This window comes from Paractinoplanes tereljensis (assembly GCF_016862435.1).
Classification (GTDB): Bacteria; Actinomycetota; Actinomycetes; order Mycobacteriales; family Micromonosporaceae; genus Actinoplanes; species Actinoplanes tereljensis.
Map to the genome: position 1 here is coordinate 221,085 of NZ_BOMY01000060.1, position 15,096 is coordinate 236,180.

The following is a 15,096-nucleotide window of genomic DNA, read 5'->3' on the forward strand; positions in this document are numbered from 1 at the left end:
CGCCGGGGCCGAGTGCCACCCCGGGCCGCAGCCGCCGGGGCCGAGTGGCACCCCGGGCCGAGTGGCACCCCGGGCCGAGTGGCACCCCGGGCCGAGTGGCACCCCGCGCCGAGTGGCATCCCGGGCCGATCACCGACGCGGCGATCAGGACAACGCGGCGGCCAGGGCGGACGCCCAACCGCAGGGTGTCAGGAGCGGCGGTGGACTACGACGCCGGCCAGGCCGGGGCCGACGTGGGCGGCCACCACGGCGCCGATCTCGAGGATGTAGCAGTCGCGCAGGCGGTCGGACAGGCGCATCGCCACGGCGTCGGCCAGGGCGGTGGCCCGGTCGGCGGCCTCCAGGTGGTGCACGGCGATGTCGACCTCGCCGTCGCCGGACGCCTCCACGGCCAGGTCGACCAGCCGGGCGAGGGCTCGGCCGGCGGTGCGGACCTTGTCGCGCACGACGATCGCGCCGTCCACCACGTGCAGGATCGGCTTCACCGACAGGGCGGTTCCCAGCAGGGCCGAGGCGGCTCCGATGCGGCCACCCCGGCGGAGAAACTCCAGCGTGTCCACGTAGAAGAGGGTGCTGACCCGGGCGGCGTGGTCGGCGGCTGCCGCCCGTACGGCATCCAGGTCTTGACCTTCCCGGGCGGCCGCCGCCGCGGCCAGCGCGGCAAATCCCAGGCCCATGCCGGTGGTTTGGCTGTCCACCACCCGGACCCGGTCCCCCACCTCGGCCGCCGCCAGGCCAGCCGCCTCGAACGTCCCGGACAGCTTCGCGGACAGGTGCACGGACACGATGCCGTCGGCACCCGCGTCCAGGAGACGGCGGTAGGCCTCGACGAACTGGGACGGCGCGGGCCGGGACGTGCTCACCACCGACCGGCGCACGTTCAGCGCACGGGCCACCTCGGCCGGCTGGATCTGCCGGCCCTCGAGGCCTTCGACGCCGTTGATCACCACGGTGAGGGGGACGACGGTCAGGTCATACGAGCCGCTCAGTTCGGCGGGCAGGTACGCGGTGGAGTCGGTGACGACCGCGACGGGCATGCGGGCACGTTAACCGATCGGCGCCCGTGCGGCCGCACGGGCGCCGATCATGCGGCAAAAATGATCATGAAGCAGGAGTCACCGAGGTCACGATGAAGGGGATGCCCTGCTGACAGGTGGACATCATGCCCGGCTCGGAGCGCCCGGTCAGGGTGAACTTCTTGCCCACACCGACGTCGGCCCGCATCGCGGAATCGTCGAAGACCAGCAGGTGGGAACCCTTGCCGTCCTGCAGCAGCAGGCAGTTCGGTTCCACCCCGGCCTCGACCGTGCCGGTGATGGTCTGCGCGCCGGTCGCGGTGGGGACGCCCGGCTCCGAGGGCGAAGCGGCGGACGTAGCTGGCACCGGGGACGAAACTGAAGAGGCCGGCGAATCCGAAGCGGACGAGGTCTGGTTGGCGCAGCCGGCGAGGCACAGCAACAGGGCCAGGCCGGCAGTGGCGCGTCGGGTCAACATGATGGTTGGACGCTACCGGATCAAGCGAGGTTCCTCAGTCCGGCTCAAACCGGGGGCGGCACCGGCCGATCGGTGAATGGCCCGACGTTGTAGGCCGCCACCTGCCAGGCCCGTTCCCGCGAGTGGCTCAGCTCGACCCAGTGGCAGTTCTGCAACGCGCGCAGCGTGCGCAACTGCTCCAGCGGCCACCCGAGCAGATGCCCGATGCCCTGCCGAGCGGCCGCGCCGTGGGTGGTCACCACCACGGTGCCGCCCGGCGGGGCCAGCCCGGCGGCGGCATGCAGCGCCTCGGAGACCCGTTTGCCCAGGTCGGTCAGCGACTCGACGTCACCGCCGACCTCTCGGCCGGAGGTCCACCGGGTGTGCTGGTCGGGGTAGAGCTCGGCCACCTCGGTCATGGTGAGGCCCTGCCACGCGCCGAAATAACGCTCGCGGAGGCGTTTGTCGTAGCTGATCGACAGGCCGCTCAGCGCGGCCAGCGCCGCCGCGGTGTCGGACGCCCGGTGCAGATCGCTGGAGACGATCGCGTCGGGCTTCAGCTTGATGAGCAGTTCGGCGGCGTCGACCGCCTGCTGCCGGCCCAGCGCGTTCAGCGGCACGTCGGTTTGGCCCTGGACGCGATGGTTCGCGTTCCAGTCGGTGTTGCCGTGCCGCCAAACGATGAGCCGACTCACGACGCGTCGGCCTCGACCATGTCACGGTCGACGAACGGGATGGACGGGCAGTCTTTCCACAGCTTGTCGAGGGCGTAGAACTCCCGCTCCTCGGCGTGCTGGACGTGAACCACGATGTCGACGTAATCGAGAAGCACCCACCGGCCCTGGCGCTCACCCTCGCGGCGCACGGGTTTGGCCTTCTCCGGGAGGTTGACCAGAGCTTCCTCGATCGCGTCGACGATGGCGGCAACCTGTCGCTCGTTCGACGCCGAGGCGATCACAAAGGCATCGGTGATGTAGAGCTGCTCGGCGACGTCGATGACGACGATGTCCTGAGCCTTCTTGTCGGCGGCGGCCTGAGCGGCCGTCATCGCCAGTTCAAGAGCGCGTTCGGTGACGGGCAAGAGCGTCCCCTCAATCGGTGTTCTAGGACTACAAGCGTCTCACACCGGTGTGACATTTCCCGAGCCCCGATAGAGGCCCCGCTTGTTGATGTACTGCACAACACCATCCGGCACCAGGTACCAGACCGGTTCGCCGCCGGCCACCCGGGCCCGGCAGACCGACGACGAGATGGCCATGGCCGGCACCGCCACGAGGGTGACCGAGTCGGCCGGCAGGTGGTCGCCGGTGAGTTCGAAGCCGGGCCGGGTGACGCCGACGAAGTGCGCCATGGTCAGCATCTCGAGCGCGTCCTTCCAACCCAGGATGCGGGAGAGCGCGTCCGCCCCGGTGATGAAGTACAGCTGGGCGTCGGGACCGTAGATGGCCCGCATGTCCCGCAGGGTGTCGACGGTGTAGGTGGGGCCGTCCCGGTCGACGTCGGCCCGGCTGACGTGGAAGCGCGGGTTGGACGCGGTGGCGATCACCGTCATCAGGTAGCGGTCCTCGGCCGGCGACACCTTGCCCTTCTCATAAGGCTGGCCGGTGGGCACGAAGACGACCTCGTCGAGGTCGAAGCGGGCCTGCACCTCGCTGGCCGCCACCAGGTGACCGTGATGGATCGGATCGAAAGTTCCACCCATAATCCCGATCCGGCGCATCAGAGAAATATAGATCAATCGTCTAGGCGGTTGCGGACTGCCGTGAGCAGGTCGTCGGCCGTGAACGGCTTCTCCAGCAGCGCCACCCCGGGGTCGAGCGTTCCCTGCGAGTGCAGCACCGGCTGGGCATACCCCGACATGTAGAGCACCCGGGTGTCCGGCCGCACCGAGACCAGCCGCTCGGCGAGTTCCTTGCCCAGCATCCCGGGCATCACCACGTCGCTGACCAGCAGATCGATGCCGCCGTCGTGCCCCGCCGCCAACTCCAGCGCGGCCGCTCCGCACTCCGCCGCGAGCACCCGATAGCCGGCCCCGGAGAGGATTCGCCCGGCTACATCCCGAAGTGCCGCCTCGTCCTCGACCACCAGCAACGTCTCGCCCCGCGAGGGAGCCGGCGGCAGCTTAGCCGCCTTATCCGAAAAATACGATAAATCAGAAGAAGCAGGCAAGAGTACGGTCACCGTGGTGCCCACCCCGGGCGACGAGGCGATGCTGACCTCCCCGTCGGCCTGCGTGATGATCCCGTAGACGGTGGCCAGACCCAGCCCGGTGCCGGCCCCGCTCCCCTTCGTGGTGAAGAACGGCTCGAAGGCCCGCTCGACCACCTCGGGCGCCATCCCGGTGCCGGAATCGCCGACCCGCAGCCGCACCTGCTCCCCGTGCCGGCCGGTGTCGATCACCAGATCGCCGCCGCCCGGCATCGCGTCCCGCGCGTTGAGCGCGAGGTTGACCAGCACCTGCGAGATCTGCCCCGGATCACAGACCACGGACGGCAGCCCGTCGGCGGGCCGGACGATCAGGTTGATGTGCTCCCCGATCGAGCGGCGCAGCATCTCCTCGACCTCACCGATCGCCGTGTTGAGGTCCATCACCTGCGGACGCACCACCTCGCGCCGGGCGAAGGACAGCAGCTGGTGGGTGAGGTCGGTGCCGCGCTTGCCGGCCTGCACGACCTGCTCGGCGTCGGCCGCAATGGCGGACAGATCCGGGGTCGGCGAGGTGGCTTCCTCGATCACGAAGCTGGCGTAGTTGACGATCACGCCGAGCATGTTGTTGAAGTCGTGCGCGACGCCCCCGGCGAGCTGTCCGAGGCTTTCCAGGCGCTGGCTGCGGTGCACGTGCGCCTCGGCCCGCAGCCGGGCCTTGTCCTGCTCGGCGCGGGCGCGTTCGCTCAGGTCCCGGATGACCGCGACGGCGAGCCGCCCCTCCTTGGTGTCGACAATCGCGACCGAGGACTCGACCGGGATCTCGGTGCCGTCGCGACGCCGGATGGTGGAGGTGGCCGCCCCGATCGGCCCGGGGCGGCCCTCGTCGATCCTCCGCCGGCGCTCCGGGAGCATCATGCGGGCATCGTCGGTGACCAGCATCTCGATGGATTGGCCGAGCAGTTCCTCGCGCGAGTAGCCGTACAGCTCCACGGCTCGGTCATTGACGAGCACGATGGTGTACCCGTCCATCACCAGGATCGCGTCCGGGGCAGCCTGCAGCAGACCACCGGCGAGTTCCTCGGACCACTCCACCAACGAAGGCTAGCGAAGGCGTCGATCCCGAAAAGCGAGAATTGCCCTAAAAGCGAGCATCGACTGCGCGGCGCATGTCGTCGTCGGCATCCTGCACGACCCGGCGGAGAATCGGATCAAGATCTTCCCGGGCCAACAGCTCGGCGGCCAGCCGCCGGGTCTCCGCATCAACCGCCAGTTCCGGGTACGCGTACCCGGCGGTCCGCTCCGCGCTCATCCCGCCCCGCACCCGCATCATCGCCGGCATCTCGGCGAAGTACCGCGGCACGTACGACGCCAGCAGTCCGAGCTGCTCGGGATGCCAGAAACCGGACGCCGTCATCTCGACCAGGCGGTTGGACAGCGAAACGTCCGACACGATCGCCTGCCAGGCAGCGGCCTTCGCCTCGGCGGTGGGCACCGCGGCCCGGCACCGGGCGGCCCACTGGGCCCCGGTGGCACTGCGGTCCCGGGCGAACTCCTCGTCGATCTCGGCGAGGCCGGCCGCGTCCAGCACGACCAGCCGGTAGAGGATCAGCCAGCGCAGGTCGGCATCGATGGCCAGCCCGTCCGGCACACCCTCACCGGCCAGCCAGCCCCGCAGCCGCCCGGTCTCGCTGGTGGCGCCGATCAGGCCCCGGGCCGCGGCCAGTTGCCGGGACCCACCCGCTTCGGAGACGGCCAGCAACCGGTCGGCGGCCTGGGTGACGAGTTCGAGCGCGGCCGGCCGGGTCTCCGGCGTCGAGTAGCGGTCGACCAGGCTCCGGGTGGCTCGCAGCACGTCCTCCACGATCACCACCTCGGACTCCACCGGCAGCGCGGTCAGCACCAGCGTGACCAGCTCGGCGACCGGCCGTTCGCCGTCGACCACGGCGTCCAGCGTGGCGGCCCAGAGCACGGCCCGGGCCAGCGAGTCGGAGATCAGCGGCAGGGCGGTGGGCACGGCCGCGGTGGACGCCTCGTCCAGGCGGATCTTGGCGTACGTCAGGTCGCCGTCGTTGAGTACCACCAGGTCGGCGGCGGCCTCCTCGTCAAGCCGCGGCACCAGGGTCTGCGCAGCCGCCTCCACCTCGACCGGCAACAGGGAACGCCGCACCATGGTGCCGTCGGCGGCCCGGTCGTACAGCCCGATGCCGATCTTGTGCGGCCGCAGCGTCGGGTGGTCGGCCGGGGCGGTCTGTTCGACCCGGGCCGGCGACAGGGCCAGCTTCAGCGTGTTGACCTGGGCCCGGCGCAGCCACACCTCGGCCCAGCCGGACAGGTCCCGCCCACTCGCCTTGGCCAGGGCCCCGAGCAGGTCGGCGAGCGTGGCGTTGCCGTAGGCGTGCGCCGTGAAGTGCTCGTTCAGCCCGGCCAGGAAGGCCTCGTCGCCCACGAACGCGACAAGCTGCTTGAGGGTGGCGGCGCCCTTGGCGTACGAGATGCCGTCGAAGTTCAGCAGTGCCTGTTCGGTGTCGCGCACCTCGACCGGGGCCACCGGGTGGGTGGACGGGTGCTGGTCGGCGCGCAGTCCCCACGCCTTGCGCTGCATCGCGAACGTGGTCCAGGTGCCGGTGAAGCGGGTGGCCTCGCCGGCCACCCGGGTGCCGAGGTACTCCGCGAACGACTCGTTCAGCCACAGGTCGTCCCACCAGGCCATGGTGACCAGGTCGCCGAACCACATGTGGGCCATCTCGTGCGCGATGACGTTGGCCCGGCTCTCCCGCTGGCTGTCGGTGACCGCCGAGCGGTAGATCATCTCGTCCCGGAAGACGACAAGTCCCGGGTACTCCATGGCGCCGAAGTTGAACTCGGGCGCGAACGCCTGCTGGTAGTGCCCGAAGGGATACCGGATCTCGAACATCTCGTGATAGCGGTCCAGGCACTGCTTGGTGATCGTGAACAACTCCTCGGCCTGCCGGTCGAGGTGCTCGGCCAGGGCGGCCCGCACGTACAGCGCCAGCGGGATGCCGTCGTGCTCGTCGGTTACCGCGTGGAACGGCCCGGCGAACAGCGAGGCGAGGTAGGTGGAGATCGGCTTGGTGGCCGCGAACCGCCACTCGCCGGCTTCGTGCGACACGAGCTCGCCGTTGGTGGCGACCTTCCAGTCGGCGGGCGCGCTGACCGAGACCTGCCACGACGCCTTCAGGTCGGGCTGGTCGAAGCAGGGCAGCACCCGGCCCCCGTTGTTGATGAACAGGTGCTGGTAGAGGTAGACGTTCCCGTCGGCCGGGTCGGTGTACCGGTGCAGGCCCTCGCCGTCGTTGGAATACCGCATGGTCGCCTCGACCACCAGCTCGTTCTCCTCGGCCAGGTCGGCCAGGGTCAGCCGGCCGTCCGAAGCCGACCCGGACGGCACCGGCGACCCGTTCAGCGTCATCGACGAGATGGCGACCGGCTCGAACTCCAGGAAGGTCGACGAGCCCGGCCGCGCCCCGAAACGCACCACGGCCCGCGAGCCGAAGGTATCCCCGGAGGTGGTCACGTCGAGGTGCACCTCGTACGAATGGACGTCGATGATGGCAGCCCGGGCGGTGGCCTCGGAGCGGGTCAGCGGCATGACGACCATCATGCCCGTCCGGCCCGGCAGGCACACCGCCGCCTCGCGGATCAAGAGCGGCACGAGGGGTACGATGCAGAGGTGCGCACGATGAACCTTTGCTGGTGGCTGCCCTGACGGGCGGCTCACCCACACGCGCATGACCTCATCCGCGGCCGCCCCTTCCGGGCGGCCGTTTCGCATGTCACGGCCCATCTCCGGCGGGGCGCCCCAGCCCGTACGGAAGGAATCTCGCCATGATCAAGCGACTCACCGGCTTTCAGCCGACCGGAAACCTGCACCTCGGAAATCTGCTGGGCGCCATGCGCCCGCTGGTCGAGGCGCAGCCGACGACCAACTCGATCGCCATGATCGCCGACCTGCACGCGCTGACCATGGAGCATGATCCGGCCGCGGTGCGGGCGAACACGCTCGAGGTGGCCACCCTGCTGCTGGCGGCCGGCGTCGACCCGGGCCGCACCGCGATCATCGCGAACTCGCAGGTCCCCGAGCACACCGAGCTGCACTACCTGCTGGAATGCACGACCGGTTTCGGCGAGGCGGCCCGTATGATCCAGTTCAAGGAGAAGTCGGCGGGCGGCGGGCCGGTGCGGCTGAGTCTGCTCACCTACCCGGTGCTGATGGCCGCCGACATCCTGGTGCACGACGCCGAGCAGGTGCCGGTCGGCGACGATCAGAGCCAGCATCTGGAACTGGCCCGCACCCTCGCGCTACGGTTCAACGCGCGCTACGGGGACACCTTCACCGTGCCCGAGGGCATTCGCCCCGAGTCGGCCGCACGGATCATGGACCTGTCCGATCCGACCCGCAAGATGAGCAAGAGCGCGCCGTCGCCGGCCGGCCGGATCGGGCTGCTCGACCCGCCCGAGACGATCCGCAAGGCGATCTCCCGCGCGGTCACCGACACCGTCGGCGTGGTCCGGCACGATCCGGACAATCAGCCCGGCGTCAGCAACCTGCTGGCCATCCTGGCCGCGTGCACCGACGAGAAACCCGGCGAGTTCACCTCGTACGGCGCGCTGAAACGCGAGGTCACCGACGCGGTGGTCGCGCTGCTCGAGCCGATCCGCGCCCGCTATGCGGAGCTGGACCCCGGCTACGTCCGCGAGATCCTGGCGGAGGGCCAGGCCCGGGTGCGGCCTGCGGCGCTGGCGACGGTACGGCGTACGCGTGACGCGATCGGGCTACTGAACTAACGCGGCCAGGCGCTTCTCGAAGCACACGCTGAACGGGTTGCCGACATACGGCCCGTACGCCGGGATCTGGTGGTAACCCGCCGACTGGTAGAGAGCGATCGCCGCGGGCAGGTAGGTGCCGGTCTCCAGCCGGATGACCGGCCGGTCCGCGGCCAGCGCCTCTTCCTCGACCGCGACGATCATCTGGCGGGCGATGCCCCGGCCCCGGAAGGCCGGCCGCACGTACATCCGCTGCAGCTCGACCACCCCGGGTTCCATGGCCTGCCAGCCGGCGCAGGCCACGGCCCGGTACTCAACCACGGCCACCATGTACGCAGCGTCATCGTTGGGGATGAACACCGTGGTGTTCATCCCCCCGTCGATCTCCCGTATCTCCTGCTGCTGGGCCGTGACCAGGGCACCAAGCTCGGGGTCCAGCGCGGGACGGGATTCGATCAGCACGCCGGTGACTCTAAGCGAGCACAGTTTCCGGATGGTTGCGACAAGCTGGACGACGCCCTATTCGCCGGTGTCGTCCTCATCGTCCTCGTCGGTAACCAGCACCGGCCGCTTCGCGTTCGCCAGCGTGGTGACCGTGCCGTCCGGCGCCATGTGCAGCAGCTCGTCGTCGGAGCGCACCCGGCGTGCCTTGCGGGCGGCGAGCCGCTGCGAGGCGCTGGCCCGGTGGCTCTCCTCCTCGAGGCGGGCGTCGGTGCCGCGCGGACCGGAGACGAACTCCCCGGCGTTGGGCTGCCAGTCGAACTCCTGGACGCCGATCCGCACCGGGTCGCCGGCCTTCGCGCCCTTCTTGCCCAGCGCGGCCTCGACGCCGAGCCGCTCGAGGCGGTCGGCCAGGTAGCCCAGGGCCTCGTCGTTGTCGAAGTTGGTCTGCTTGATCCAGCGCTCGACCTGGGCGCCGCGCACCACGAACACGCCCTCTTCGTCCTGCTCGACGGTGAAGCCGCTCTCGTCGACCGCGCGGGGGCGCACCACGACCCGGGTGGCCTCCGGCTCGGGCGTGGCCAGCCGGTGCTCGGCGACCGTGGCCGCGAGCGCGTAGACCAGCTCCTTGAGCCCCTCGCGGGTGATCGCGCTGACCTCGAAGACTCGGAAGCCACGGGCCTCCAGGTCGGGGCGGACCATCTCGGCGAGGTCCCGGCCGTCCGGGATGTCGATCTTGTTGAGCACCACCAGCCGCGGCCGGTCCTCGAGACCGCCGTACGCCGACAGCTCGGCCTCGATCGCGTCCAGGTCGGCGAGCGGGTCGCGGTCGATCTCCGGCGTCGCCGCGTCGAGCACGTGCACCAGCACCGAGGTGCGCTCGATGTGCCGCAGGAACTGCATGCCGAGACCCTTGCCGGTGGCCGCACCCGGGATCAGGCCGGGCACGTCGGCGACCGTGAACGTCTGGTCGCCGGCCTGCACCACGCCAAGGTTGGGCACGAGCGTGGTGAACGGGTAGTCGGCGATCTTGGGCTTGGCCGCCGAGATCACCGAGATGAGCGACGACTTGCCCGCCGACGGGAAGCCGACCAGGCCCACGTCGGCCACGCTCTTGAGCTCGAGCACCACGTCGATCCGGTCGCCGGGCTCGCCCAGTTCGGCGAAGCCGGGCACCTTGCGCCGGGTGTTGGCCAGCGAGGCGTTACCCCGCCCGCCGCGGCCACCGCGGGCCACCTCGTAGGTGGTGCCCTCGCCGACCAGGTCGGCCAGCACCTCGCCGTCCTCGCCGTGCACGACGGTGCCGGGCGGCACCGGCACGGTCAGGTCCTTGCCGTTCGCGCCGTCCCGGTTCGCGCCCGCGCCGCTGACGCCGCCGGCCGCCTTGATGTGCGGGTGGAAGTGGAAGTCGAGCAGCGTGTGCTGCTGCGGGTCGACGACGAGCGTGATGCCGCCACCGTGCCCGCCGTTGCCGCCGTCGGGACCGCCGAGCGGCTTGAACTTCTCCCGGCGTACCGAGACGCAGCCGTGCCCGCCGTCACCCGCCTGCAGGTGCAGCACGACCCGATCGACGAACGTGGTCACTTGCTCAACTCCCTAAACACAACAGCGGGCCGCGGACCCCGAGGGGGTCCGTGGCCCGCTGTAGGAAAAAACTACTCCGAGACCGGAACGATGCTGACGGTCTTGCGACCGCGGTTCTTGCCGAACAGCACGTTGCCGTGGGCCAGCGCGAACAGCGTGTCGTCGCCACCGCGGCCGACCAGGTCGCCCGGGTGGAACTTCGTGCCACGCTGGCGGATCAGGATCTCGCCGGCGTTGACCAGCTGGCCACCGAACCGCTTGACGCCGAGCCGCTGGGCGGCGGAGTCACGGCCGTTGCGCGAGCTGGACGCACCCTTTTTGTGAGCCATGAGTGATCCGCCCCTACTTCCCGCTCTTGATGCCGGTGACCTTGATCTTGGTCAGAGGCTGACGGTGCCCCTGGCGCTTGTGGTAGCCGGTCTTGTTCTTGAACTTGTGGATCCGGATCTTCGGACCCTTGGTGTGCTCGGCGATCTCGCCGGACACCGTAACGTTGGCAAGCTTGGCCGCGTCGGTCACCAGGTTGTCACCGTCGACGAGGAGGACTGCGGCGAGCTTGAGCGCATCGCCGGGCACGCCCGCGAGCTTCTCGACCTCGATCACGTCGCCCTCGGCAACCTTGTACTGCTTGCCGCCGGTCTTGACGATCGCGTACATCGGACGCGGACTCCCTGAGACTTACGCAGCGATGACCGCTGCTTGGCGGATGGTGCTGTCCCGAGAAATGTCACCGGGTCACGGCGCATGAAAAGCGCCGTCGGCAAGCGTACTTCATCAGCCACGCCGAACCCAAACCGGGGACTCAGCTTGTACCGCAGGCCTTGTCGAGGCTACCCGTGATCGTCGACATCTTGTCCGCATTGAGCTTCGTGACATCGCCCTTGAGCGCCTTCACCTGCTTGCTCATCTGGGTCAGCGCCGCCTTGAGCGTCTTGTCATCGGCCAGCTTGGCCATCTGTGCGAGCGCGTCCGAGTAGTTCGACACGTCCCGGTCGATCTTCTCCTGCGCCTGGCTCTCGGCGGCCTTGCCCTGGCTCGCGGCGTCGATCTTCAGCTTGAGGTCGGTGATGAAGGTCTGGCCGAAGCTCGTGCTGGTGCGCGCGGCCTGGTCACAGATCGCCTTGGTGTTGCCGGAGAGCGCCTTGTCGCCGGCCGCGGCCACGGAGGGGTCAACCGCGGCCGGAGAGGCACCGGTGACGGCCGGGGTCGCGGCGGTCGCGGTGTCGTCACCACCGGAACAGCCGGCGGCCAGGAAGGGCAGGACTATCAGGAATGCGAGGCGTCGCATCGGAGCCGGTCTCCTCGGGGGAAAGGGACCCCGCCTTCAGTCCGCTCAAGGGCGGCGGCGGGGCGGTGGAAGGGCGATCTCCGCGAGGGTAGCCGACTCCGGCGGCGGCGAGCGGTTCAGTAGTTAAGTTTCTTTACCGAATCGCTCGCCGCACCGTCAGAGAGCTATGGACGCGTACGCCGCCGGGCTCCACCGCGCCGCGACCGTCGCCGGCCCGCGCCGGCGCCCACCGGCTCGTCGTCCTCGTCCTCGTCGTCCTCATCGTCGACCGCGTCCGGATCGTCCGCGCCGGTCAGCCGCAGCGGCTCGGCCGGCTCCGACGTCTCGTAGCGGGACAGGTCGTAGCCGCTGATGTCGTACTCCGCGGCCGGTTCGGCCGCGGTCGGTGCCGGCGGTCCCGCCGACACGATGCCCGAGCCGACCACGCCCGAACCCACGACACCCGAACCCACGACACCCGAGCCGACCACGCCCGAGCTGATGACCGGCGGCAGGTCGGCCGCGATGGCGACCGGGCTCTCGACGATCGGCTCCGGCGGAGCGATCGGCTCCCCCTCGACGACCGTCGCCTCGATGGCGATGGCCGCCTCGACCGCGGCAGGCTCCGCGCCACCACGACGCCGGCGCGACCGCGACGACGTCGAAGTCGAGGTCGGCTGAACCACCGGCGGCTGCTCGGTGCGGGGCGCCGCGGCGACCGCCTTCACCTGGCTGGTGCCGGCCGGACTGCCGTTGCCGTTGCCACCGCCGCCGTTGCCACGCTTCTCCGGCACCGGCTCGGTGTGGATCAGCACGCCCCGGCCCTTGCAGTGGTCACAGGTCTCGCTGAACGCCTCGAGCAGACCCGAGCCGATCCGCTTGCGGGTCATCTGCACCAGGCCGAGCGAGGTGATCTCGGTGACCTGGTGCTTGGTGCGGTCCCGGCCCAGGCACTCGGTGAGCCGCCGGAGCACCAGCTCGCGGTTGCTCTCCAGCACCATGTCGATGAAGTCGATGACCACGATGCCGCCGAGGTCGCGCAGCCGCAGCTGCCGGACGATCTCCTCGGCCGCCTCGAGGTTGTTCCGGGTGACCGTCTCCTCGAGGTTGCCCCCGGCACCGGTGTACTTACCGGTGTTGACGTCCACCACGGTCATCGCCTCGGTGCGGTCGATCACCAGGTGGCCGCCCGAGGGCAGGAACACCTTGCGGTCGAGGCCCTTGAGGATCTGCTCGTCGATCCGCTTGTCGGCGAAGACGTCGGCCACCCCGGTGTACCGGTGCAGGCGCTCGACCAGGTCCGGCGACACCGAGTTGAGGTAGTCCTCCACCTCGGCGTACGCCTGCTCGCCCTGCACGATCAGCTCACGGAAGTCCTCGTTGAAGAGGTCCCGGACCACCCGGATGACCAGGTCGGGCTCCTCGGAGAGGGCGGCCGGCGCGTGGCCTTCGGCGGCCCTGCGCTGGATGTCCTCCCACTGGGCCTGCAGACGCTTGACGTCGCGGGCCAGCTCGTCCTCGCTGGCGCCCTCGGCCGCCGTCCGGACGATCACCCCGGCGCCGTCCGGCACCAGCTTCTTCAGTACGTCCCGCAGGCGCTTGCGCTCGGTGTCGGGCAGCTTGCGGCTGATCCCGGAGGCGTTGCCGTTGGGCACGTAGACCAGGTGCCGGCCGGAGAGCGCGATGTGGCTGGACAGCCGGGCGCCCTTGTGCCCGATCGGGTCCTTGGTGACCTGCACCAGCACCGCGTCGCCGGACTTGAGTGCCTGCTCGATCGAGCGCGAGCGACCCTCCAGCCCGGTGGCGTCCCAGTTGACCTCGCCGGCGTAGAGCACCGCGTTACGGCCTCGGCCGACGTCGACGAAGGCCGCCTCCATGCTCGGCAGGACGTTCTGCACCTTGCCGAGGTAGACGTTGCCGACCATGGTGCCGGAGGTGGCCCGGGCCACGTAGTGCTCGACCAGCACGCCGTCCTCGAGCACGGCGATCTGGATGCGGTCCGGCTTCTGCCGGACGACCATGACGCGGTCGACCGCTTCCCGGCGGGCCAGGAACTCCGACTCGCTCAGGATCGGCGGCCGGGTGCGGCGCTGCTCGCGGCCGTCCCGGCGGCGCTGGCGCTTGGCCTCGAGCCGGGTCGAACCGGAGACGCCCTGCACCTCGTCGGTGCGGCGCGGCTCGCGCACCCGCACGACGGTGTGCACGCCGTCCTCGATGCCACCGGTCTCGGCGTCGCCGCTGGAACCCTTGCGGCGCCGGCGACGGCGGCGGCGGGTGACGCCGTCACCCTCCTCGGCCTCGTCGTCGCCCTCCTCGGGCTCCTCCTCGGCGGAGGACTCGACCGGCTCCTCGCCCTCGGCGTACTCGTCGCCGTCCTCGGCCGGGCCCTTGCCGCGGCCACGGCCACGGCGGCCCCGACGGCGGCGGCGCCGCGCGGCGGACAGCTCATCATCGGAATCGTCGTCGATGCCCTCTTCGACATCGTCGGAGCTCTCGTCGACATCGTCGACGGCCGGCTCGGTGATCGCGGCGACGGCCTCGACCGGCTCGGCGATCTCCTCGGCGCCCCCGCGCCGGCGGCGCCGGCTGCGGCGGGAGACCTCGACCGGCTCGTCGACCGGAAGGTCGGCCACCACGGCCTCGGTCTCGGCGACCTCGGGCTCGATGGGCGCGACAGGTGCGACGGTCGCCGGCCGCCGCGAGCGGCGGCCGGCCGCGGAGACCGGCGCGGGCTCCTCGGTGGCTTCCGGCGGCATGAAGAGTACGGCCGGAGGCAGTGCCGCCCGACGGCTACGCCGTGCGGGCTTCTCCTCCTCGACGAAGTCGTCGTCGAGGGGCAGCACGCCGACGATCGGAGCCGCTTCCGGCTCTTCCTCGGCCTCTTCCTCGACTTCCGGTTCCTCGGCCACGACCAGGTCGGCCACCGGCAGCGCCGGGACAGGCGCCACCTCGACCTCGACCGGCTCGGGTGCGGCGGCCGGCACGGCCTTCTTGCGCCGGGCTCGGGTCGCCTTGACCGGGGCCACCTCCGCATCCTCAACCGCTGGGGCGGCTGGGGCGGCGGGCTCGGCCGCCGGAGCGGCGACCTTACGGCGGCTGCGGGTTGACTTCACCGGTTTGACCGGTGCGTCCTCGGTGACCGCGTCCGGGGACGCGGCTGCCTCGATCGCGGCACCCGGTTCGGCGGTCGCGCCCTCGGCCGGCGCTTCCGCTGCCGGAGCGGCCGCCTTTCGGCGGGTAGTCCTCGTCCGGCGCGCAGGGGTGGTTGATGTGCTATCGGCGGTCTCGGCGGGCGGCGTAACCGCTCCGTCCGATTCACCGCCCGTTGGCTCGTTATCGAGCATGGGCGCTCTCCAGTTCTGGCGACCCCGGGCGCGTGTGAGCGCTGCCACGCAGGA

14 protein-coding genes are annotated in these 15,096 nt (G+C 70.6%); 1 reads left to right on the plus strand and 13 read right to left on the minus strand.

The genetic code is table 11. The features are described 5' to 3' along the window. Window positions 1-188: 188 nt before the first annotated feature. The 7 genes from Ate02nite_RS45695 to pepN form a co-directional block, all read right to left on the minus strand. Window positions 189-1,037, minus strand: coding sequence for a DegV family protein (locus Ate02nite_RS45695; protein ID WP_203814238.1), 849 nt, complete (start codon window positions 1,035-1,037; stop codon window positions 189-191). Between the two features lie 64 nt (window positions 1,038-1,101). Next, window positions 1,102-1,494: a hypothetical protein gene (locus Ate02nite_RS45700; protein ID WP_203814239.1), complete on the minus strand. Its 393-nt coding sequence runs from the start codon at window positions 1,492-1,494 to the stop codon at window positions 1,102-1,104. A gap of 44 nt (window positions 1,495-1,538) precedes the next feature. Continuing rightward, window positions 1,539-2,168 carry a histidine phosphatase family protein gene (locus Ate02nite_RS45705; RefSeq protein WP_203814240.1) on the minus strand — a complete coding sequence of 210 codons (630 nt, stop codon included), beginning with the start codon at window positions 2,166-2,168 and terminating at the stop codon, window positions 1,539-1,541. Continuing rightward, a complete protein-coding gene (gene rsfS / locus Ate02nite_RS45710; RefSeq protein WP_203814241.1) occupies window positions 2,165-2,554 on the minus strand; it encodes a ribosome silencing factor in 390 nt (129 codons plus the stop codon). Before rsfS ends, Ate02nite_RS45705 begins: the two co-directional genes overlap by 4 nt. A 39-nt stretch (window positions 2,555-2,593) precedes the next feature. Beyond that, window positions 2,594-3,193, minus strand: coding sequence for a nicotinate-nucleotide adenylyltransferase (nadD, locus tag Ate02nite_RS45715; RefSeq protein ID WP_203814242.1), 600 nt, complete (start codon window positions 3,191-3,193; stop codon window positions 2,594-2,596). Between the two features lie 14 nt (window positions 3,194-3,207). Then, complete coding sequence (locus tag Ate02nite_RS45720; RefSeq protein ID WP_203814243.1) at window positions 3,208-4,713, minus strand: hybrid sensor histidine kinase/response regulator; 1,506 nt, start codon at window positions 4,711-4,713, stop codon at window positions 3,208-3,210. Between the two features lie 46 nt (window positions 4,714-4,759). Further along, the gene (gene pepN / locus Ate02nite_RS45725; RefSeq protein ID WP_203814290.1) at window positions 4,760-7,243 is read right to left on the minus strand and encodes an aminopeptidase N; all 2,484 of its coding nucleotides are present in this window, start codon (window positions 7,241-7,243) and stop codon (window positions 4,760-4,762) included. A 224-nt stretch (window positions 7,244-7,467) separates the two neighbouring features. Between pepN and trpS the strand changes: the two genes are divergently transcribed. Continuing rightward, window positions 7,468-8,427, plus strand: a complete 960-nt coding sequence (trpS, locus tag Ate02nite_RS45730) for a tryptophan--tRNA ligase (protein ID WP_203814244.1) — start codon at window positions 7,468-7,470, stop codon at window positions 8,425-8,427. Here the strand turns inward: trpS and Ate02nite_RS45735 are convergent. The 6 genes from Ate02nite_RS45735 to Ate02nite_RS45760 form a co-directional block, all read right to left on the minus strand. Then, window positions 8,416-8,868: a GNAT family N-acetyltransferase gene (locus tag Ate02nite_RS45735; protein ID WP_203814245.1), complete on the minus strand. Its 453-nt coding sequence runs from the start codon at window positions 8,866-8,868 to the stop codon at window positions 8,416-8,418. The two genes, trpS and Ate02nite_RS45735, sit on opposite strands and share 12 nt — an antisense overlap. A gap of 57 nt (window positions 8,869-8,925) precedes the next feature. Beyond that, complete coding sequence (gene obgE / locus Ate02nite_RS45740; protein ID WP_203814246.1) at window positions 8,926-10,431, minus strand: GTPase ObgE; 1,506 nt, start codon at window positions 10,429-10,431, stop codon at window positions 8,926-8,928. Between the two features lie 71 nt (window positions 10,432-10,502). Continuing rightward, window positions 10,503-10,760, minus strand: a complete 258-nt coding sequence (gene rpmA, locus Ate02nite_RS45745) for a 50S ribosomal protein L27 (RefSeq protein WP_203814247.1) — start codon at window positions 10,758-10,760, stop codon at window positions 10,503-10,505. 13 nt (window positions 10,761-10,773) lie between these two features. After that, window positions 10,774-11,088: a 50S ribosomal protein L21 gene (rplU, locus tag Ate02nite_RS45750; RefSeq protein WP_203814248.1), complete on the minus strand. Its 315-nt coding sequence runs from the start codon at window positions 11,086-11,088 to the stop codon at window positions 10,774-10,776. Between the two features lie 145 nt (window positions 11,089-11,233). Then, window positions 11,234-11,719, minus strand: coding sequence for a hypothetical protein (locus Ate02nite_RS45755; RefSeq protein WP_203814249.1), 486 nt, complete (start codon window positions 11,717-11,719; stop codon window positions 11,234-11,236). A 164-nt stretch (window positions 11,720-11,883) separates the two neighbouring features. After that, complete coding sequence (locus Ate02nite_RS45760; RefSeq protein ID WP_203814250.1) at window positions 11,884-15,042, minus strand: Rne/Rng family ribonuclease; 3,159 nt, start codon at window positions 15,040-15,042, stop codon at window positions 11,884-11,886. Window positions 15,043-15,096: the final 54 nt, after the last annotated feature.